The following is a 20,482-nucleotide window of genomic DNA, read 5'->3' as shown; positions in this document are numbered from 1 at the left end:
TTACGGAGGCAAGGCAGGCGGGGCCGCAGGTGCAAGGGAGGTTTGAGGGGGAGAAATACGGATGAAACCATTGTTGCAGGGTATAGGAGGGGCTTAAATGCTACTATTTTCAATGAGAATGACCGCCTGGCGGACCAAATGTCGTGACACGACATCTCGTTTCCCTTCGTATCTTGCGGCCAGAATCCCAAATTACAGCGTAATGAACTTTAGCTCAGAAAAATACCGGCTTTTATTAAGCTTGCTTTTTGTCCTTTCCCTTTGCACCTGCGTTCGCGCCCAGGAGCACTCTGTGGCCCGGCAATGGAACGAGGAAATGCTGGAAGCGATCCGCAACGATTTCGCCCGCCCGGTCGTCCATGCCCGGAACCTGTACCACACCTCGGCGGCGATGTACGACGCCTGGGCTTTGGTCAATAAGAAAGGTTCTCCTGCACTTATGGGCACAGTACAGGCAGGCTATTCGCTGCCGGTAGATCACTGGCTGATCAATGACTATGCCGACCCCGTCGCTGCGAGCAACGAAGCCATCAGCTACGCTGCTTACCGCGTATTGCACCACCGGTACAGCATTTCACCGAACGCCGAAACAACCCTGCCGCGCTTCAACGCGCTCATGCTGGAGATGGGCTATGACACTACGTACGCGGGGACTGACTACCTGAACGGTAACCCCGCAGACCTGGGCAATTACATTGCTGAGCAAATCATTGCTTTCGGACTGCAGGATGGGAGTAACGAGGCCTTCAACTATGCCAACCGGACGTATCCCGACCCGGTAAACCGCCCGCTGGATTTCAATAATGTTTTCTCTATTTTCAGCGTTTCAGACCCTAATCACTGGCAAACGCTGCAGTTTCCCGGCACCATCATCGATCAGTCCGGGCAGGTGTTAGGTAACGCATTGCTCCCTTTCCTCGGGGCAGAGTGGGGGCAGGTAACTCCTTTTTCACTTACCGAAGAGCAACGGACAGACCCTACACCCGAAAACCCCATCCGGGGCAACAACCCGGTCTACTACGATCCGGGACCGCCGCCTCTGTATACCCCGGGCGAACCGGAAAGCTTCGATATGTACCGTTGGGGATTCGAGCTAGTCCTGAAGTGGAGCAGCCACCTGGATCCTACCGATGGCGTGATGTGGGATATCAGCCCCGGTGCCCGGGGCAACTTTCAGGGTGATTACCCGACGGACTTTGAAGACTACGACGCGTTCTACCGCCTACACGAAGGCGGCACCTTTGGTGCCGATGGCCACCCCTTGAATCCGGCTACGGGAGAGCCTTACGCCCCTAATATCGTGCCTCGTGGAGATTACACAAGGGTTTTAGCTGAGTTCTGGGCCGACGGCCCGGCAAGCGAAACTCCGCCCGGACACTGGTTCTCGATCCTGAACAAAGTTATGGACCATCCTGAATTCGAATACAGCTTCGGAGGAACCGAGCCGATGGGTAAACTGGAGTACGACGTGAAGGCCTACCTGACCCTGGGCGGAGCCATGCACGACGCAGCCATCGCTGCCTGGAGCATAAAGGGGAAATACGACTACGCTCGCCCCATCACCGCCATCCGCTGGATGGCTAAAAACGGACAGGCTTCGGAGCCCGGCGACCCCAACTACCAACTTTACGGCCTGCGTTATGACCCGGGGTACATCGAGCGGCTCAATGATCCTGCCGTGCTGCAAAACAGCTCGACCCTGGCCCTGACCAAAGTGAAGGCCTGGATTGGCCCCGACGCCATCGATGATCCCCGAACCGACGTAGCCGGTGTTGGCTGGATCAACCCGGCCCTGTGGATGCCCTACCAGCGCCCCAATTTCGTAACGCCGAACTTCGCCGGCTACATCTCCGGCCACTCGACTTACAGCAGCGCCGCTGCCACCATTATGGAGGAAATTACGGGTTCAGCCTTTTTTCCGGGCGGAATGGGAGAGTTTGTAGCTCCTAAAGACTCCTTTCTGGTGTTTGAGCGGGGCCCGAGTGTGGATGTTGTTCTTCAGTGGGCTACTTACCGCGATGCTTCGGACCAAACCTCTCTTTCCCGCATCTGGGGAGGTATTCACCCTCCGGCAGACGATGTACCCGGCCGGATCATCGGTCGGGCGCTGGGGGGAGACGCTTTCAGCTTCGCGGAAACCATCTTTGCCGACAATCTAACGGCTGTATACAACGAAGAGGAAGTAACCGTTCCGGTGAAAACCTACCCCAACCCTGCCCGCCGCGGGCAGGAGATAACCCTCGAACTGCCAACCGACCCGCAGGGTCGGGAGCTAAGAATTGTCGATGTTCACGGCAGGGTGGTCGGTGCGCTGCGGGCAAGCAGCCGCACGGTTCACGTGCCGACGACCGAGTTGACGCCGGGAATGTATTTTGTTAAATCCACAGATGGTAAACTGGGCAGCGTTTTCCAGGTCTGGTAGTACAGTAAGGCAAGGTTGTTTCGTGAAGCCGGATGAAGGGAGAGTTCACTCCTCGATGTCTACGACTTCGGGTATGTTCTGCTCCTGCTCCCAGGCAAGGATAAGACCTTCGAGCTCATCGGCCGAGAGGTAATATTTGTTCAGGCGTCGCTTGTAGTTAAAAGGCAGGGTAGCGTGCTGAAGCAGATAGGCTTTGGTCGCCCTGACTTCGTCTCCGAAACCATGCTCTACGGCAATGGTATCTGCTATCCGTTCGGCTTTGCGCATGTAGCGCGACCAAAGCGCGTAACCAAGTCCGAAACTGATCATACCCAGTACCGGCCGGTTGAGGTAATCAATGATGTGCCCGAGTTCGTGAGCGAACCAACCTACAACTACCTCTTTGGGGAGGTCTTGTACGATCACATGCTTGGTGACGTCGAGGTGGTCGCTGAAATCGACCCGGTAGTGGCGCGTGGCGCGCCGGAAAAACGACCAGTTAATGATTGGTTGCGCACGCATGGTACTGCGCTTCATGGAAAGTTTACGGAGGTAAATCGGTCGGTTGTGCAGTTCAGGATACCGGGCGAGGGTTTCGGCAAACCATTCGCGAATTAAAGGGCTCTGTACGTTTTGAAAATAGAGGTTGTCATTTGGGGTTGTCATATTCTCGTAACAGAAGGCACACGGTGGGTGTTGGCTGTCGCTTTACTGGCCACGCCGGGGTGTTGGAACAAGAGTAACGGAGCAAAACCAATTATACCTAAGCCGGAGTGCGCAGAGTAGGATTAGAAGAAAGAAAATGCGGAGCCGTTGAAACAAAATTTTGATGAGACTCCGAACACCAGAAAATATGGCTGCGTTTTAGAGGTGTAAGCATTTGATAAACACGTGCTTGTGCATTAGTTAACCATAAATTTTTTCAGCATGTTACGTTACGCTATTATATTCTTCGTTGTTGCCCTTATCGCCGGTGTACTCGGCTTTGGTGGTATAGCAGGTGGAATGGCCTCAATCGCAAAAGTTCTGTTCTTTATCTTCCTTATTCTTCTGGTAATAAGTGTTGTTACCGGTTCAACGCGGAAGATCTAGACACACATAATAAATATTAACTGAAGTCGTGTCCGTATTCGTTCCGGGCACGACTTTGTTCATCTAAAGCTAAAAATCATGACCAACCGAATCACTTTTTTCCTCTTATCCGCATTCCTCTCAGCTAATGCCCTGCTGGGGCAGGAGCCCGTTGACAGCCCTAATCGTGGCGCCACCTATGTCGCCGATAATGAGGTGTGGTACGCTCAGCCCTTCATTTGGATCGGGGCTGTTATTCTCATTCTTGTGGTCGTACTGTTTATGCTTCGTAAGAAGGGTAGTACCAATATGCCACAGCATAAATACTAAGAACTTTACTGGGGTGCGTCAGCCTCCGCGATCTCATTGATGTCACCACCCCTGGGACGTTTCAAAGTTTGAGGGTAGTGGTAGACGTTGATCATCGCCTTGCCCAATTTGGAAGTTGTAGTAACCGACTTTATGTGTTTCATCAGAGGGAACAACGGGCGGGTGATGAAGTATATGGCGTTGTAGAGCCTGGTACCCGATTCAATGCCGCGTTCTGGCAGGATTGCACCGGGACGGAACGCATACGCGTCCTTAAATCCTCTGTCTAACACCATGTTCTCGGTTTTACCCTTGACGCGTGCCCACATCGTGCTTGACGTTTCCGTTTCGTCGGTTCCGTCTCCGGAGACGTAAATGAATACCATCCCGGAATTGATGCTGTGTAGAGTAGCGACGAGAGCTTCAGTCATAGTGTAAGTGATTTCAGTGTATTGCTCCTCACTCATTCCCGCCGATGATACGCCCATGCAGTGAAAGCAAGCGTCGTATCCATGGAATTGAGATTCAATTCCAGTAAAATCCCGAAAGTCTTTGTGGAGAACCTCTTTTACCTTAGGGTGACTGACACCTACGCTGCTTCTGGTAATTAGAAGGATCTCTTCTACTCTTGAGTCGTCAATGCATTCCAGCAAAGCTCCTTTGCCAACCATTCCTGTTGCTCCTGTGATGATAGTTTTCATAGATTGTTAATTGTAATTTTCCCACCAGGAAGATTGGGGGTAGTTCTCTGATTTGATGATGACGGCTTCTCCGATTTCAGGAGTACAAATTTCCGCCTCCAGTTTTTTTGCTTCGTTTACGAACCGCTCTACCGGGCTTGTCCAGGTATGGTTGGCCAGCCTGAATGCTCCCCAGTGAATAGGCATGATGACGGAGGCACCAACGTCAATACCGGCCTGTACGCTCTCTTCGGGTATCATGTGTACACCCGCCCACTTTTCATCGTACTGACCACATTCAATCATTGCGAAATCGAAAGGGCCATATTTTTCGCCGATCTGCTGAAAGTGCTTCCCGTAGCCGCCATCCCCGCTGAAATACAATTTTTGGTTCTCTCCTAAAAAGCACCATGATCCCCAAAGCGTTGTGTTCTGATCGGAGATTCCCCGGCCTGAACTGTGTCGTGAGGGAGTGAAAGAAATTTTGAGTTGACCGAGTTGCGTCTCTTCCCACCAGTCGAGTTCCTTAATTGTGCTCTCGTCGAAGCCCCACTCCCGGAAATGTCTGCCAACACCTAGCGGTGCAATTACCCTTTTGACTTTGTCTTTTACCTTAATTATCGTCTCGTAATCCAGATGATCATAGTGGTCATGGGAAATAACGATGGCATCGAGGGTTTCCAGATCAGTTACGTCAAACGGCATCTCTTCGTTAAAACGTTTCTGTCCCAATAAGCTGTGGGGTGCTGCGTAGTCGCCGAATATCGGATCAATCAGCATCACCTGATCGTCCATTTCGATCAAAAACGAAGAATGGCCCAGCCAGGTAACCCTGGCTTTGCCATGGAGGTCTTTGCCTATTTGTTCAACAGCAAAGGGCCTGACATCTACATTTTTAGCCGGAGCTGTATTAGGACTGGAAGTAACCATCTCTTTTAGAATCCTCACCATGCTCTGAAAGTCGATGCTCATATCGATTACTTCCTCGTTCAGGAAGTGGCCGGATTCAAAGTGAGCCAGTTTTTCGAGGTCCTGTCTCTCAGCTTCAGACATTGACCCTCCAAATTGTGGACTGAGGTTCATAAACAAAGCAGCTATCAGAACAACGATAAGGACGCTGCCAAACAGAACATAAGCAGTCTTTTTGAGAATAGATTTTATTTTGAATCGCATACGATGCAAGATTTCATAAGGTGGCAAAATCGCTTAAGTCGCTAATTCAGTTGCCTGAAATTACTCGTAGATATGCCCACTTTCAGTAAGCATGTCTACGGCGACGCGGCCAATGCCGTCCGTGCCACCCGTACAGGTGAGGCGTAAACCAGATTGTTGCTCAACGACCTCCCAACCTCCCCACATCGCTGCCGCTGGGGAGGAGCAATCATGACAATCTGGTTTGCTCCCTATAGATGATGGGCCTTCCCGGATGGTTCGTTTCCGGTATAGCGTGATCTGAATCTGGTTTCCTCCTTTGGGGACCAAACAGATTGAGCATAATTTCGGTCCTGTCGCTGAGGCGTGCCATGATTTATTCTTTGCGGTAAATTGATGTTGCAAAGATGAAAGCTTCTCTCTCCGGCACTTTTATGCTAATTACGGATCGACTAATGATTTATACGGTTATTGACCTCTTTCTCTCTCTTTGCTCCTCCAAACATCGCTCTGCCCCTGCGGCCCCGCCCCGTTATCCGGAAGAAGTCACTGCATGGCACACCTATGGAAAACGGCAGGCCTGAAGCCTGAAACGGTACGCAGAGAAGCTTAGGCAACTTCGCATTTTGCTACCTTCAATAAGTTGTACTCACCTTTGCGCCTGAACTCACGTATCGTCTGGCCGGAATATTTTTTGAAGGTGCGCGATAAATGGCTGGCATCCGTAAAGCCGAGTTCTTCGGCAATTTCCACCAGTTTGTAATCCGAATACAGAAGGCGAATTTCCACCAGTTTCAGCCTGGAGCGCGCAATATACTCCCGCAACGAAACACCCATGTTTTTTCGGAAAAACTCACTGATATAGGTGGCCGACAGATGAAACTGTTTGGCCAGGTTTTCCAGCTTCAACCGGTCTGCCGACCCGAGGTTTTCCTGAATGTAAGCGGTCATCTCGTTCAGACGACTATCGGAACTCAGCCGCTCGGACTCCACAATACTGTTTTTTTTGATGCTGCGAATGAGTATGTGCAGCATGCCCACCATCAGGCTTTTTATCAATTCCGTCGCGTTTTCCTTTTGGTTTTGCGCTTCGTACCGGATTATGTCGATCAGCGCGATAAGGTTTCTCCGATCGTGTTCGTTGCTGATGACTTCCCCCGGCTGTTGCTGGTAATTGGCAAGAATATACGAGGCTTCTCTGAACCACTTCTCATGGTCCGATCCGTGATCTCCGTTGCTGACGAAGAAAGACTTCGTGAATTTCAGGAAAACAAACTCGGTAGGAGAGTCGATCGTAAAAGAATGGCAGCGAAGCGGAGGGAGCAGGAAAATGTTGCCTCCCTTATAATCGTACAAGTTGTAGTTGATGCACTGAGACCCCTCGCCACTAGCGATATAGACTACCTCGAAAAAGTTGTTCTGCAGGGGGCGCTCCTGCCATTTCGATAGTTTGAGAACTTGTATTTCAAAAGGTTTATCTGATTGTACGACTCGCATTATGCTCGGTTTGAATGTTAATAAGACTCTAATCTAGGTTGTTTAAACGATTTTTGGTGATTTTTTAGCCCGGAAACCTTCGGATATACCTTAATATCCTTTTTGTATACAGTTCTGTGGCCGCTTTGTCCCTGCATCTTTGTCTTGCCCGGGTACGGAAATCGTCTCGTGCAGGAAAAATACAAAATAAGAAATACCATGAAAGCAATAGGATTCAAACGCTCACTCCCAATTACCGAAGAAGAAAGCTTTATCGAATTTGAAACCGATACTCCCCGTCCTTCCGGAAAAGATATTCTGGTGAAAGTTCAGGCTGTTTCGGTCAACCCTGTAGATTTTAAAATTCGGCAAACGGCGGCAAAAGATGCTGCTCTTGACACCCCAAAGATTATTGGATGGGATGCCGTAGGTACTGTGGAAGCTGTTGGGGGAGACACTTCATTGTTCGAGGTTGGTGATTCAGTTTACTACGCAGGGGATCTTACCCGCAGCGGAAGCAACGCTGAATACCAACTGGTGGACGAACGCATCGTCGGGCGCAAGCCGAAAAACCTGAATATTTCCCAGTCTGCAGGAATACCACTTACCGCTCTTACTGCCTACGAATCGCTCTTCGACCGGATCAAAGTAGATCCCGTAAAGGATAAAGGCAAAACAGTGCTCGTGCTGGCAGGAGCCGGAGGGGTGGGCTCGATTGCAACCCAGTTGGCCAAAAAACTCGGCAACCTGACGGTAATCGCTACAGCGTCGCGCGAATCATCTTCGGAGTGGTGTAAACAGATGGGGGCCGACTTTGTGGTGAATCACCATAACCTGAAAGAGGAGCTGGAGAAGATTGGCCACAGCGAAGTCGATTATATCCTCGACTTTGTTGACCTGGAGGGATACTGGGAGTTGATGGCTGAAATCATCAAGCCGCAGGGGCACATCGTATCCATCACCGAAAGCAGCACTCCGTTGAACCTCAACAGCCTGAAGGCGAAGAGCGTCACGTTCTCCTGGGAGTTTATGTACACCCGTTCAATGTTCGGTACCGATGATATCACCCGTCAGCATGAAATTCTCAATCATGTGGCAGACTTGCTCGATGAGGGGGTGTTAAAGCCTACCACCACGAAAATCATCCGTGGCTTTTCTGCCGAAAACCTGAGGGAAGCGCACAGGCTTCAGGAGTCAGGTAAATCCATTGGGAAGACGGTTGTCCTCTTCTGATTACAGGAGTAACGACCAGAGTAATTACGCAGGATATCCTGCAACCGACCATTAAGCAATTGAATTTTCTACGGTAATGAAACCATTTGAAAGCATAAACCAGGGATTCAACAGTGTATTCGTACCGGGGGAGCTAAGCCTTGGCGTTGTGGTTCCCATCGAGCATTACGCCGTGGGTACTGCCCCGGATATGACCGATCATCTCGAGCGGGTTAAACTGGTCGAAGATCTTGGCTTCAAGGCTGTTTGGACGAGAGATATTCCGTTGAACGTTCCCGGATTCGGGGATGTGGGGCAAACATTCGATCCATTCACCTACCTGGGGTTTCTGGCCGGGCAGACGGATAAAATTGCGCTGGGCGTATCCAGCATCGCACTTCCGTTGCACCATCCGGTACACGTTGCCAAGGCGGCTTCTACCGTTGATCGGCTGTCTGGTGGGCGGCTGATTCTGGGGGTCGCCTCCGGCGACCGACCGGACGAATACCCCGCAATGGGAATCAACTTCGAAAACCGGGGTGAATTGTTCCGGGAAGCCTTTGCGTACGTACGTGCGGCACAGGAAGAATTCCCTGCCCTGGAAACCAGGAACTTCGGCGCACTTAACGGACGGGTGGATGTATTGCCTAAAGCAGCGGGACACAAATTACCCATGCTTATTACCGGACACAGCAGGCAGAACCTTGCCTGGAACGCCGAAAACGGAGACGGCTGGATGTACTACCTGCGGGATCCTGCTATGCAGAAAAATACCATTACCGAATGGCGGGATCTGGTGAGCCGGTACGCTACGCACGATAAGCCTTTTATGCAGGCAATGTACGTTATCCTTCATCCTGATCCCGACTTCAAGCCACAGCCAATTCAACTTGGTTTCAGAACGGGACTCCACTTTTTGAATGAGTTTCTACAACTGCTGAAAGAAGCAGGAGTGAATCACCTGGCCATCAATTTGCGGTTCGAAACGAACGGTATTGAACGCACACTGACGAAACTGGCGGAGTATGTACTGCCTGAGTTTCACCTGGCCAGATAAAAAACAACAGCTATGATAAAGACTATTTTTATTACGGGAAGCACAGACGGTATTGGCCTGCTGGCCGCTAAGAAACTGGCTGCAGCAGGTTTCAATATTATTCTTCACGGACGTAATGCTCGGAAGCTGGATGCAGTGAAAGTTGAAGTGAGCAAGGAATCTGCGGGAGGCAGCATCAGTGGCTACGTAGCTGATCTCTCTGACCTGAAAGCCGTCGGAGAAATGGCTGAAGCCGTAATCTCCGATCACCCGAAGATCGATGCGCTGATAAACAACGCAGGTGTACTTCTGGCGGATTCACCACGTGATGAAAATGGACTGGACATCCGCTTCACGGTCAATTTTCTGGCTCCTGTTCTGCTGACCCGGAAACTCTTGCCGGCCCTGAAAGCTGCGGATGCCCCGCGGGTGATCAGTCTGAGTTCAGCGGCACAGTCGCCGGTTTCGATAGCTGCCCTGCAGGGCAGCGTTGCGCTTGCTGATCAGGCTGCTTACGCGCAGAGTAAGCTGGCGCTCACCATCTGGAACTCGGCCATGGCCGCTCAGTACGGCGACATAGTTTTCATCGCAGTAAACCCCGGCTCGCTGCTGAATACGAAGATGGTTAAAGAAGCCTACGGAAAACACTGGGCGCCGGCAGATAAAGGAGCTGACATTCTGATCGACCTGGTTACTGACAATAAGCATCTCAGCAAGACCGGAGCCTACTTCGACAATGACAGAGGTAGTTACAGTCGTGCACATCCGGACGCATATGATCAGGATACAATTGATGAACTCATGCAGGTGACCGATCAGCTGCTGAACACATTTTATAGTTGCCCCGGCCGCCCCAGGTGATTTTTGGCGGCCGCTTTTGACATTTGGCTTTGCCGCCAGGTTCTGCCGTAGTTACGGCTATGCCTTCAACTTGTCGGATCGCCAGATAATAATATCACCTCGCCAAAATTTCACCTTTGATGACCAAGGCAACTAAGGCGCAAACCAAATTGTCGCGATTGCTCCTCCCCAGCGTAGCGATGTGGGGAGGCTGGGAGGGGGGGAGCGACAATCTGGTTTGCGCCCAAAAGAATAGCCTCTTTCCCGTACTGACGAAATTAATAAAACACTAATTCTGTATTTCCCTCGGTTACCTGTTGCTGTGGCCGAGGGGAGTATGTCAAAAAAAACATCAAAGAATAATGAAGCATCTAATTATTTTAATACTGTTTGTAGCGTTCCTTACTGGTTGTGAGGACGCTGTAGTTAAGTCAAATGCAGGCGACACCGCAGAGGTTGTCGAGCCCACAAACCGGATAAAACTTAGCTCCGAAATCGAGTGGACGCCACTCAACCCTGCTCGTGGCGACGCCAGTCCGCAGGCCGGAACCATCTGGGGAGACCGTAGTGCTGAAGTAGCGACCGGTTTTCTCGTCAAGTTCAAGGAAGGCTTCTCGTCACCGCCACACATTCACAACGTTACCTACCGCGGCACCGTCATCAAAGGCTTGATCCACAACGATGATCCTGACGCGGCCAAAATGTGGATGCCTGCAGGTTCTTTCTGGACACAACCAGCTGGAGAGGCGCACATTACGGCGGCGAGCGCCGCTGAGAATATGGCATACATCGAAATCGATCACGGTCCTTACCTCGTTAAGCCCACCGACGAAGCATTCGACGAAGGAGAACGGCCGCTGAATATCGATGAGTCCAACATTGTTTGGGCGGATGTGGAAGGCTCCGGCGACGGCCTCAAGCGGTCTTACCTGTGGGGGAACCCCGAAGGCGACGATCTGTACGGTATGTACCTGAAATTACCTGCCGGGTTTACCGGTAAGGTCGAAACCAGTGGCTCCGTCTTCCATGCCGTGGTTATTGGAGGAGAGGTAGACTATACAATACCCGGCGAAGACAAGGCGAGTGTCCTGGATATCGGCGGTTACTTCACGTCTACGGGAGCGTCTGTTCATGATGTTGCGGTAGGTTCGGCTCAGGAAACCGTTGTCTACGTAAGAACCAACGGAGCCGTTCGTCTGTCTTCCGCTAAATAACAATTTACCGGAGAGGCCTTGCAAAGGCCTTTGACAGCGCGGGCTCCAACAGATGAGGAGGATTAGGGCAGACCTGGTCCTCCTTGTCATTGGCCGGAGTTTCTGTTTTTTGCATGTACCCGTAACCTCCCTGGATGAATAATTGTTAAAGTGAGATCACAGGCAAAAGTTAGTTTTTCGAATGAGTGCGAAGCAGCAGGGTTTTAAATACCAGGACAGGGTTTTGATTGAAAAGATGGTGATTCAGCCTCCGTACAGACACGAAAGAGTGTTTCAGGACGAAGGTTGTTTCCTGTACGTGAAAGAAGTAGGCGTGAGGCTGCTCTCCTCGAAAGACAACCTACTCGTTGAAGGCAGGGAAGCTGTACTGCTTAAATGTGATACCTACTTTATGGATATTGTTAAACGGACCGATGAGCGGGAGGTAGAAGTTATCGCCGTGCACCTGTACCCCGAGATTCTCAAAAAACTGTACATCCATGAATTACCGGGGCTGATAAAAGGGCACCAGGGTAACGCTCCTACGAAGCATATTGCCGACCACGAGATCATTGCCAGGTTCATTGAGTCTTTGGAGTTTTACTTCCAACACCCTTCGTTGGTTAACGACGACCTGTTGGAGTTGAAGATAAAGGAACTGATTCTGCTGCTGATGCAGACGAAAAACATCGGGTCCATTATGGAGTTGATCTCAGACCTTTACTCTCCGCGGGCCTCCAGCCTCAAAGAAGTGGTGGGGCTCCACCTGTACTCTAACCTGACGACCGCAGAGCTGGCAAAGCTCAGCGGGATGAGCTTGTCTTCTTTTAAGCGGGAATTCAAAAAGCAATTCAACGACAGCCCGGCTAGCTACATCAACGGGGAGAAATTGAAAAAGGCAAAAAGCCTGCTGATGGTGTCTGATCTGGCCGTCAGTGATATCGCCTACGAGGTAGGGTTTAATGACCCGCTGTACTTCACCCGTATTTTCACGAAGCACGAGGGTGTTCCTCCCAGTACTTTTCGTTCAAATCACCTCGCCTGAACCAAGTCTCCATATAGTTGACCTCTTTCTCCATTCCGGACTTTTTCGTTGCCCCGACCTTTGCTTCAGAAACAAAAAGGACCAAAAGCCCAGAGTTTTTGATCCGATTTTTAAATCTGAAAACTTAGAACAATGAATAATCTGACCGTTCACACCGTCGCAACTGCTCCGGAAGAAAGCAAAGCTCAACTCGAAGCCTCACAAAAGGCATTTGGTTACATTCCTAACCTGCACGCGGTACTGGCTGGTGCGCCGGGCTTGCTCGCTGCGTACAAAAGTCTGCATGGCCTCTTTGCGGACTCCTCTTTCGATAAAGATGAACTCACCGTGGTGTGGCAAACAATCAATGTAGAGCACGAATGTCATTACTGTGTACCGGCCCACACGGCCATCGCTCACATGATGAAGGTAGACGGAGCAATTACCGAAGCTTTAAGAAACGGAACGGCGTTGCCTTCGGAGAAGCTGCAGGTACTGCACGACACAACCCTGGCGATTGTCAGAAGTCGTGGCCACCTGACACCAGCGGAAAAAGAAGCATTCTTCGCGGTGGGTTACGAAGAGAGACAGCTTCTGGAAATCATTCTGGGCCTCTCTCAGAAAGTAATCAGCAACTATGTGAACCACCTCGCCGAAACCCCGGTGGATGAGCCGTTCCAGAAGTTTGCCTGGAGCAAAAGCTAAGCTGCACAAGCGAACTGCCTGGTCCTGATTTGTCAGGACAAAAAACAACCCCCACTCAACTTCGGTCGAGTGGGGGTTATTATTTCTGAGCCGTCCATCGGACTCGAACCGACGACCTATTCATTACGAATGAATTGCTCTACCAACTGAGCTAGGACGGCTGATATGTACGGTACAAATATAAGGAGTGCGTAAATATGATCAAACGGTTTCTGGACCTGGCTGCGCTGAAAATATGCCGGAGCTTTGCCTCTCAACCGATATTGCACCAGCGGCTGCGCCCAAAAATGTCGTGCCGGAAGACTATTTGGGTGCCTGATTATACGACTGCTTAAGTACTTAACTTATCTTCGCATCCGCTTATGAGTAATCAGAAACAAGAAATAGCCCGCCGCCGTACGTTCGGCATCGTCGCTCACCCGGATGCAGGTAAGACCACCCTGACCGAAAAACTCCTGCTTTTTGGTGGAGCAATTCAGGAAGCCGGCGCGGTGAAGAGCAATAAAGTCAAGAAAAGCACCACCTCCGATTTTATGGAGATCGAGCGTCAGCGGGGAATCTCGGTGGCTACTTCCGTGATGGCTTTCGACTACGCCGAGAAGAAAATCAACATTCTGGATACTCCGGGGCACAAAGATTTTGCCGAAGATACCTACCGGACCCTCACTGCGGTCGATTCCGTTATCGTGGTGATTGACGTGGCTAAAGGTGTGGAGGAACAAACCGAAAAACTTGTTGAAGTTTGCCGGATGCGAAAAACTCCGGTTATCGTTTTTATCAATAAAATGGACCGGCCTGGTAAGGAAGCATTCGACCTGCTCGATGAGGTCGAACAGAAGCTTTTATTGCCCTGCACGCCCCTGAGCTGGCCAATCGGTATGGGCGAACGCTTCAAAGGAGTGTACAATATCTTCGAGCAACGCCTCGTCCTTTTCCGGCCCGACAACAAACAGGGGCGCCCCGAAGAAACCATCGAATTCGATGATCTCGATGACCCGGAACTGGATAAACTCGTCGGTGAAGACGCCGCCAACGAACTGCGGGAAGAAGTGGATATGATCAACGAGGTGTATCCTGAGTTCAAGCGGGAAGAATACCTCGACCAAACAATCAGCCCGGTCTTTTTCGGCTCCGCCGTCAATAACTTCGGCGTGAAAGAATTGCTTGATTGCTTTGTGCAGATCGCGCCTGAGCCGCGCCCCCGACCAACTGAAGAACGTCAGGTATTGCCCAATGAAGACAAGTTTTCGGGCTTCGTCTTCAAAATCCACGCCAATATGGATCCGCGACACCGTGACCGGATCGCTTTCCTCCGGATTTGCTCCGGTACATTTGAACGCAACACCAACTACCTGCACGTGCGCCAGGGGCGCAAGATGAAGTTTGCCAACCCAACCAGCTTCATGGCCGCCAAAAAAGAAATTGTAGACGAAGCGTTTGCGGGCGACGTAGTGGGCCTTTACGATTCCGGTAACTTCAAGATCGGCGATACGCTCACCGAAGGCGAAGAGTTGCACTTCAAAGGCATCCCGAGTTTCAGCCCCGAGCAGTTTCGCCGGGTGTACAACGGCGACCCGTTAAAGTCTAAACAATTGGCTAAAGGCATCGATCAGTTGATGGACGAAGGCGTCGCCCAGCTCTTTACCCGCACGGTAGACAACGCCCAGATCATCGGCTGCGTCGGAGCACTCCAGTTCGACGTGATCCAATACCGTCTGGAGCATGAATACGGTGCTACCGTTCAGTACGAGCCCATCAACCTGCACAAAGCGCTTTGGGTAACCTGCGAGGATGAAGCCGCCCTAAAGGCTTTTGAGGAACGCCGCCGCCAACACATCGGCCACGATAAGGAAGGCCGCCTGGTATATCTCGCTGATTCAGCCTGGACCCTGCAGATGGCGAAGGACAATCACCCGGAGGTTGAGTTTCATTCTACCAGTGAGTTGTAGGAGGGACTTGCGCGTTAAGGAACGTCAAATGAGATTAGTGGAATGTTCTTAACATGCTTACAAAACGGCCCGGTTTGAAAGTTGTAAGAAATTGATTGTTAGTTGTTTGTGCATTGTAGCTGGCGTTTTTTAGTTGTGTTTTGTGCTCATGGAAAGCGTTTTTTGATCCTGTACGTATGGTTGGCGCGGCATAATTTATGGGCTAAAAGGATTTTACCCTTTGATGTTTACACCAAAAGACAAAGCCTTATGCCTGCACACAAGTACAAAAAAGACATCGTACATGAGTACGGTTGGGATCGAAAAACCCTCTATAATAAATTACGTAAGTATCGGCTTATAATCCCCAGAGGTATGCTTTCTCCGGCCCTGCGAAAGAAAATATACGAATGCTTGGGCTACCCGGAAGGAGTCGTAGAGGCAGCTTGCGAAGCCCTGAGGAATGTCAGGGACGAGGGTGGTAACATTGGTTAGTAAATGACTATTTGCATTTGGATACCTGCTGCCCACTCAATAATTTCGGGGAATTTCGGGGAATTTCGGGGAATTTCGGGGAATTCAGGAAGGAATGTGTTTGATCAGCTGTATCTTAAGATCAGAAGTTATGATAGCACAGCCAAAAAACTGTGATGTCAAATGACAAAGCCCTAAGCCACTCTGGTTGAGGTATGTCTTATTCTGTAACTATTTCTTAATCAAAACCCAGTTCTAATGGTACCAAAAGTTTTTCTGCTTCTCAGTGTTTTTTTGCTGTCCCGCTTTTGGCAAAAAATGACTACTCATGCAAAGGAGATTGTTCTTCAGGGTGTGACAGTTGGGAAATAACTTATAATGTTGATTGTAACGGTCTAATAACTGATTATGAATCAACGCATGTTTACTCGGATGGAAGTACAGTGACATCTTCAAGTACAACTGACGATACATGGTCAGGTATGAATCCCGCCGACCTGGGATGCGAGACAAATCACTGCATTAAATAAACCAAAACTTAATATCACTAATGAAAAACATATTATTTTGTATCGTCGCAGCCTTCGTTTTATCAGGCTGTCAAAAGGACATCGTCGACTATGGCTTAGCTGCTCAAAAAGCTGAAATGTTCCTCACCGCAAACCTGAATTCCAGCTTAGAGAAGAAGTTTATTGCTTCAACGGTCGATCTTGTCGCAGATCCTATAACGCCTGCTATGTCGGCTGCGTTGAAAGTTCGGGCCGACCATCAGAACAGCGAGTTTTTGGTAGCAATAAAAGCTTTCGATGAACTGATTGTTCCGCTTACAGACCACGGTCAACTTGATGGCACAATGAGGTATGACCTTGAGCAACTCATAAATAGTTCTAGGGTTATTCTAAACAAAACGAATGCTTCTGAAGACAAAGCGAAAGTCGCTGCAAGATACCTGGGGTATCTGATGACCTATTCCGAACCGGTCGATTTGCACCTGCTCACCGAGTTTTACCTGACGTCTGCTGATGTACTTGATGAAAGCAAGAATGAAGAGTACCGGAGCTACATTCTGGATAAGGCAATGGCTGTTGCAGAAGAGATCAAAACCGGAAAGATACCGCCCGGCAGACAAGAACTGTTCGAATGGCAATCAAATTTCGCTATCTATAAACTGACGGATAGCAAAGGCTAAACCGAGAACTGAAAAATTCAATTGAGGCGCACCATTAATCATCAGATTAGTGGTGCGTTTTTTTTAGAGAAGGAGAAACCCGTGCCTCAAACTTACTGGGCGGCTGAGTTGTGAAAACCGGTGCGGTTTGAACCCGCTACAGTTTGTAGCTACTGAGACGCCTTTACTAGTTCCGTTACCGTTAAAACCAAACCCGCTTTAAGCCTCGCACCCCGCACAAAAGCCAGAAATCACCCCGTTGAAATTCTCCGCCCGGTAGCCTTTGGGTAATCCTACCGTTACCTCCGAGCTGAGGCACTCGACTGAATCGCAACCCAGACAGCGAAAATGGAAATGGTTGTGGGCGTGGGCCTCGTGGCTGCAGCCTTCGCAGAGGGCGAAGTACTGCTTGCCGTCGTCGGCCACGATGCGGTGGGTGATGCCGTCGTCGCAAAAGCGGTTAAGAATGCGGTAAACGGTAGCCCGGTCGATGGAGTCACCAATTGATGCAAGAATTTTGTCGTGGCTAAGCGCAGTGCCAGCTTGTTCGAGCGCAGACAAAACTGCAGTTTTTGAGGGTGTGTTTCTACGTTTCATGATTTTTTGTTGCGACAGTGTTGCAATAGTAAGAAATTCTCCGTTGCTTTGTACTTAATTATGTAACCCCCGGGTTCCAATCAACTCCACCAACCAAGAATTCAAAATGACTAACAAAGTTAATTACCTACTGTTTGCCTTCGTTCTCATCATCTTCGCCAACGGCTGTAGCGATGACGACGATCCGATCATCGAAAACGAAGAAGAAGTAATCACCCGGGTTACCTGGACCCTCACACCTACTGATGCAGCCAACGAGACCGTAGCGTTCTCCTTTGTCGATGCCGACGGCGACGGTGGCAACGCCCCCGTAATCACCAGCACTGGTACCATGGCAGCGAATGCTACCTACGATGCAGTAGTTTCTTTCGCTAACGAAGACGAAGAAATTGACCCCGAAATCATGGAGGAAGACGAAGAGCACCAGGTGTTCTACCCCGTTTCTTCTGGCCTGAACCTTACTCTCTCTTACGAAGACATGGACAGCGACGGAAATCCAATCGGTCTGCTCACTTCGGTTTCAACCGGAGACGCTTCCACCGGTTCTGTTCAGGTCATCCTGCGCCACGAGCCCGCTAAAGGCAGTGCCGCAACCATCGACAACCCTGATGCTGCCGGTGGTGAAACCGATGTCGAAGTTACCTTTGACGTTTCTATTCAGTAAAACTAAGTATGCGAATTTCCTTGTTTTTAATTTTTGCCCTGTATAGCCAATGGGTATCTGCGGTTTCGCGTCCGGGTAGGGACGTCGAAACCGCAGCTTTTTTGCAGCTCTATCTTCACCACTTTTATTCCGCTTACGCATCAGACTCCGAAACCTCCGGAAATGCTTCTTTATGGGGCGCTGACGCAGGTGCAGGGGAGGCGTCTTTGGAAGGCAAAGCCATGAGGCAAGAGTTCGTACCATTAATTCCTACCGATTACCGGCACGTAGGGCATTTACCTTCTGCCGCGTTAAACGCGGGGTTTTCAACCCCGCCTCCGCTGAGTAACGCTCCTCCGGATTGTACGATCACCCTCTCCGGCCGCCTTCTGTCTGAGCACGACGATGAACCCCTCGGGTATGCTACCATCTACGGGCAGGAGGCCGGGCGGGGCATCCAGGCCGACAGCACGGGAAGTTTCGTTTTTACGGACCTGTGCGAAGGCAAACAAACATTTACGTTTACCCACGTTGGCTGCGACGGTGAAACCCTTACGCTGAACCTTCGCCAGGACACCCAGATCACCGTCTACCTCCACCATCACGACAATTATACCGAAACGGTAACCGTTTCCGCGACGGCCAACACTGGGTATTCACGTGAGTTCGACGAGCGATCTCCCGAACTGTTGACCGATGCGCTGGAGCGCATCACCGGTGTCTCCAGCCTGAGGGCCGGTACTTCGGCTTCGAAGCCGGTTTTCGATGGTGTTTTCGGCAACAGGCTGAGCATCCAGAACAATGGTATCGCGCAGAGTGGCCAGCAATGGGGCAACGACCATGCACCCGAAATTGACCCCTGGGTGGCTGCCTACGTGAGGGTCGTCGAAGGTGTAGAAGCCCTGAAGTACGCGGGGCCAACGGTTGCGGCAACTGTACTTATTGAACCAGCTCCCCTGCGCGAGAACGAAGCAGCAGGAGGAAAAATCGCCTACGGATTCCAATCCAACGGACGCGGCCATACCCTGAATGCGCGCCTCAACGGAGGCGGTCGCTTAGCCTACCGCCTCAGTCTGAGCGGGAAGTATTCAGGAGATCACAGAGCACCAGACTACTTCCTCGCCAATACCGGACGCAGAGAGGCAAACGCTGCTCTCCAACTGGCTTATTTCCATAACTCCAAGTGGACAACCCGCGCCTATTACAGCGTTTTCAATACCACCATCGGAATACTGAGGGGAGCCCACGTAGGCAATTTGACGGATCTTGAGCTCGCTATAAACCGCGAAGTCCCCTTCTTCACCAGAGATTCTTTTACTTATCAGATTACCTCTCCCAGGCAGGTCGTAAGCCACCACCTGGCTAAAATAGAAACGGAGTTCCGACCCAACGAGAATCACCGTTTTACCTTCCGGTACGGCGGCCAGCTCGACATCAGGAAGGAGTTTGACGTCCGCAGGGGGGAACTGAATGACTCTCCGGCCCTGAGTCTGCAGCAGACAAATCACCTGCTGGAGACGGTGTGGCACCACGAACTCGGTCCGGACCGTCACCTCGATGCTAATTTGCAGTACGAATTTACCCTCAACGATAACCAGCCGGGAACGGGCGTCTTGCCGCTCATTCCTGATTACAACGCCAACCGTTCATCCGGCTACCTGGCCTACCATAAGGAAGGTGAGTTTTTTCAGTACCATGCGGGCCTGCGTTTCGACCATCAGTTTTACGAAGCAATCACCATCAGCCGCGATCTGCCCCGGCGCATAGAGCGCTTCAAGCACACTTTTTCGACGGTAGGGGCCAGTTTTGAGTTGCGCCGGAAGTTTAATGACCAGACCAGCATTCAGGCCGGGTTTACCCTGCGGGAGCGGGCGCCGCAGATCAATGAATTGTACAGCAATGGCCTGCATCAGGGCGTCAGCGGAATCGAGGAGGGCGACCCCGCGCTGGAGCCGGAGTTGTCTCTGAAAGTCAAAGCCGGGGTGCTCTACGCCGGAGACCGGCTTACCCTCAACGGTGGGCTGTTCGTTCAGCCCATCAGGAATTACATCTTTCTGGAGCCGCAATCAGAATTCAGGCTAACCATCCGGGGGGCATTCCCGGTCTTTCTTTACCGGGGTGGAAATGCCTTGCTCTACGGAGCCAATCTGAGAACTTTCTACGTACCACACCCCAGGTGGGAGCTGGACGGAAGGTTGGCGATCGTACGTGGACAAAACCACACCGAAGACAAGCCGCTGATCTATATGCCTGCCGATAACCTGCGCCTTGGTGTCAGCCATACCCCGGTTGAAAACTGGACGGTTTCAGCAAACGCGCTGTTCGTCGCCCGCCAAACTCGCCTCGATGAAGACCAGGATTTTTTGGCTCCGCCAGACGGGTACTCGCTCCTGGATCTAAGTGTAAGCAGGGAGATAACCTTGCCCGGAAACCGCACCCTGAACCTGCGCGCCGCCGCCCAGAATGTCTTCAATACCCGGTACCGCGATTACCTCGACCGGCAACGCTATTTTACCGATGCCACCGGGCGGAATCTCACGTTAAGAATTACTTATGATTGGTAAATAAGGCTG

At 50.9% G+C, this 20,482-nt stretch carries 19 protein-coding genes and 1 tRNA gene; 13 read left to right on the top strand and 7 right to left on the bottom strand.

Features of this window, described 5'->3' with window-relative positions; genetic code table 11:
- The first annotated feature begins 202 nt into the window (after positions 1 to 202).
- Entirely contained in the window at positions 203 to 2,422 is a 2,220-nt protein-coding gene (locus tag FUA23_RS12270; RefSeq protein ID WP_187270998.1) for a DUF6851 domain-containing protein, read from the top strand.
- Between the two features lie 45 nt (positions 2,423 to 2,467).
- Here FUA23_RS12270 and FUA23_RS12265 read toward each other — a convergent pair whose 3' ends face one another.
- Positions 2,468 to 3,067 (bottom strand): hypothetical protein, encoded by a 600-nt coding sequence (locus tag FUA23_RS12265; protein ID WP_147931039.1) that lies wholly within the window; start codon positions 3,065 to 3,067, stop codon positions 2,468 to 2,470.
- A gap of 261 nt (positions 3,068 to 3,328) precedes the next feature.
- Here FUA23_RS12265 and FUA23_RS12260 point away from each other — a divergent pair, with 261 nt between their 5' ends.
- A complete protein-coding gene (locus FUA23_RS12260; RefSeq protein ID WP_147931038.1) occupies positions 3,329 to 3,493 on the top strand; it encodes a DUF1328 domain-containing protein in 165 nt (54 codons plus the stop codon).
- 78 nt (positions 3,494 to 3,571) lie between these two features.
- Positions 3,572 to 3,802, top strand: a complete 231-nt coding sequence (locus tag FUA23_RS12255; protein ID WP_147931037.1) for a hypothetical protein — start codon at positions 3,572 to 3,574, stop codon at positions 3,800 to 3,802.
- 5 nt (positions 3,803 to 3,807) lie between these two features.
- On the opposite strand, the gene FUA23_RS12250 is transcribed toward FUA23_RS12255, so the two are convergent.
- The 4 genes from FUA23_RS12250 to FUA23_RS12235 form a co-directional block, all read right to left on the bottom strand.
- Positions 3,808 to 4,482, bottom strand: a complete 675-nt coding sequence (locus FUA23_RS12250; RefSeq protein ID WP_147931036.1) for an NAD-dependent epimerase/dehydratase family protein — start codon at positions 4,480 to 4,482, stop codon at positions 3,808 to 3,810.
- A 6-nt stretch (positions 4,483 to 4,488) separates the two neighbouring features.
- Positions 4,489 to 5,634: an MBL fold metallo-hydrolase gene (locus FUA23_RS12245; protein WP_147931035.1), complete on the bottom strand. Its 1,146-nt coding sequence runs from the start codon at positions 5,632 to 5,634 to the stop codon at positions 4,489 to 4,491.
- Between the two features lie 60 nt (positions 5,635 to 5,694).
- A complete protein-coding gene (locus FUA23_RS12240; protein WP_147931034.1) occupies positions 5,695 to 5,943 on the bottom strand; it encodes a hypothetical protein in 249 nt (82 codons plus the stop codon).
- A 279-nt stretch (positions 5,944 to 6,222) separates the two neighbouring features.
- A complete protein-coding gene (locus tag FUA23_RS12235) occupies positions 6,223 to 7,110 on the bottom strand; it encodes an AraC family transcriptional regulator (RefSeq protein ID WP_147931033.1) in 888 nt (295 codons plus the stop codon).
- Positions 7,111 to 7,308: 198 nt separating this feature from the next.
- On the opposite strand from FUA23_RS12235, the gene FUA23_RS12230 reads away from it, so the two are divergent.
- The 6 genes from FUA23_RS12230 (at position 7,309) to FUA23_RS12205 (ending at position 13,099) form a co-directional block, all read left to right on the top strand.
- Positions 7,309 to 8,322 (top strand): zinc-binding alcohol dehydrogenase family protein, encoded by a 1,014-nt coding sequence (locus FUA23_RS12230; RefSeq protein ID WP_147931032.1) that lies wholly within the window; start codon positions 7,309 to 7,311, stop codon positions 8,320 to 8,322.
- Positions 8,323 to 8,398: 76 nt separating this feature from the next.
- The gene (locus tag FUA23_RS12225; protein ID WP_147931031.1) at positions 8,399 to 9,358 is read left to right on the top strand and encodes an LLM class oxidoreductase; all 960 of its coding nucleotides are present in this window, start codon (positions 8,399 to 8,401) and stop codon (positions 9,356 to 9,358) included.
- A 12-nt stretch (positions 9,359 to 9,370) separates the two neighbouring features.
- Positions 9,371 to 10,198 (top strand): SDR family NAD(P)-dependent oxidoreductase, encoded by an 828-nt coding sequence (locus FUA23_RS12220; protein WP_147931030.1) that lies wholly within the window; start codon positions 9,371 to 9,373, stop codon positions 10,196 to 10,198.
- 341 nt (positions 10,199 to 10,539) lie between these two features.
- Positions 10,540 to 11,391, top strand: coding sequence for a DUF4437 domain-containing protein (locus FUA23_RS12215; protein WP_147931029.1), 852 nt, complete (start codon positions 10,540 to 10,542; stop codon positions 11,389 to 11,391).
- Between the two features lie 181 nt (positions 11,392 to 11,572).
- Positions 11,573 to 12,415 carry a helix-turn-helix transcriptional regulator gene (locus FUA23_RS12210; RefSeq protein WP_147931028.1) on the top strand — a complete coding sequence of 281 codons (843 nt, stop codon included), beginning with the start codon at positions 11,573 to 11,575 and terminating at the stop codon, positions 12,413 to 12,415.
- A 132-nt stretch (positions 12,416 to 12,547) separates the two neighbouring features.
- On the top strand, positions 12,548 to 13,099 hold the full coding sequence (locus tag FUA23_RS12205; RefSeq protein WP_147931027.1) for a carboxymuconolactone decarboxylase family protein: 552 nt from the start codon (positions 12,548 to 12,550) through the stop codon (positions 13,097 to 13,099).
- An 88-nt stretch (positions 13,100 to 13,187) separates the two neighbouring features.
- Here the strand turns inward: FUA23_RS12205 and FUA23_RS12200 are convergent.
- Positions 13,188 to 13,260, bottom strand: a tRNA-Thr gene (locus FUA23_RS12200).
- Positions 13,261 to 13,461: 201 nt separating this feature from the next.
- On the opposite strand from FUA23_RS12200, the gene FUA23_RS12195 reads away from it, so the two are divergent.
- Both FUA23_RS12195 and FUA23_RS12190 read left to right on the top strand, forming a co-directional pair.
- The gene (locus FUA23_RS12195; protein ID WP_147931026.1) at positions 13,462 to 15,048 is read left to right on the top strand and encodes a peptide chain release factor 3; all 1,587 of its coding nucleotides are present in this window, start codon (positions 13,462 to 13,464) and stop codon (positions 15,046 to 15,048) included.
- A gap of 1,003 nt (positions 15,049 to 16,051) precedes the next feature.
- On the top strand, positions 16,052 to 16,690 hold the full coding sequence (locus FUA23_RS12190; RefSeq protein WP_147931025.1) for a lipoprotein: 639 nt from the start codon (positions 16,052 to 16,054) through the stop codon (positions 16,688 to 16,690).
- Positions 16,691 to 16,888: 198 nt separating this feature from the next.
- Here FUA23_RS12190 and FUA23_RS12185 read toward each other — a convergent pair whose 3' ends face one another.
- Positions 16,889 to 17,266 carry a Fur family transcriptional regulator gene (locus tag FUA23_RS12185; protein ID WP_147931024.1) on the bottom strand — a complete coding sequence of 126 codons (378 nt, stop codon included), beginning with the start codon at positions 17,264 to 17,266 and terminating at the stop codon, positions 16,889 to 16,891.
- 106 nt (positions 17,267 to 17,372) lie between these two features.
- On the opposite strand from FUA23_RS12185, the gene FUA23_RS12180 reads away from it, so the two are divergent.
- Both FUA23_RS12180 and FUA23_RS12175 read left to right on the top strand, forming a co-directional pair.
- The gene (locus tag FUA23_RS12180) at positions 17,373 to 17,930 is read left to right on the top strand and encodes a type 1 periplasmic binding fold superfamily protein (RefSeq protein WP_147931023.1); all 558 of its coding nucleotides are present in this window, start codon (positions 17,373 to 17,375) and stop codon (positions 17,928 to 17,930) included.
- A gap of 101 nt (positions 17,931 to 18,031) precedes the next feature.
- Complete coding sequence (locus FUA23_RS12175) at positions 18,032 to 20,473, top strand: TonB-dependent receptor (protein WP_187270996.1); 2,442 nt, start codon at positions 18,032 to 18,034, stop codon at positions 20,471 to 20,473.
- The last annotated feature ends 9 nt before the right edge of the window (positions 20,474 to 20,482 follow it).

This window comes from Neolewinella aurantiaca, assembly GCF_008014675.1.
Classification (GTDB): domain Bacteria; phylum Bacteroidota; class Bacteroidia; order Chitinophagales; family Saprospiraceae; genus Neolewinella; species Neolewinella aurantiaca.
The sequence above is the reverse complement of the archived record's forward strand: the minus strand, read 5'-3'. Positions and strand labels throughout refer to the sequence as shown.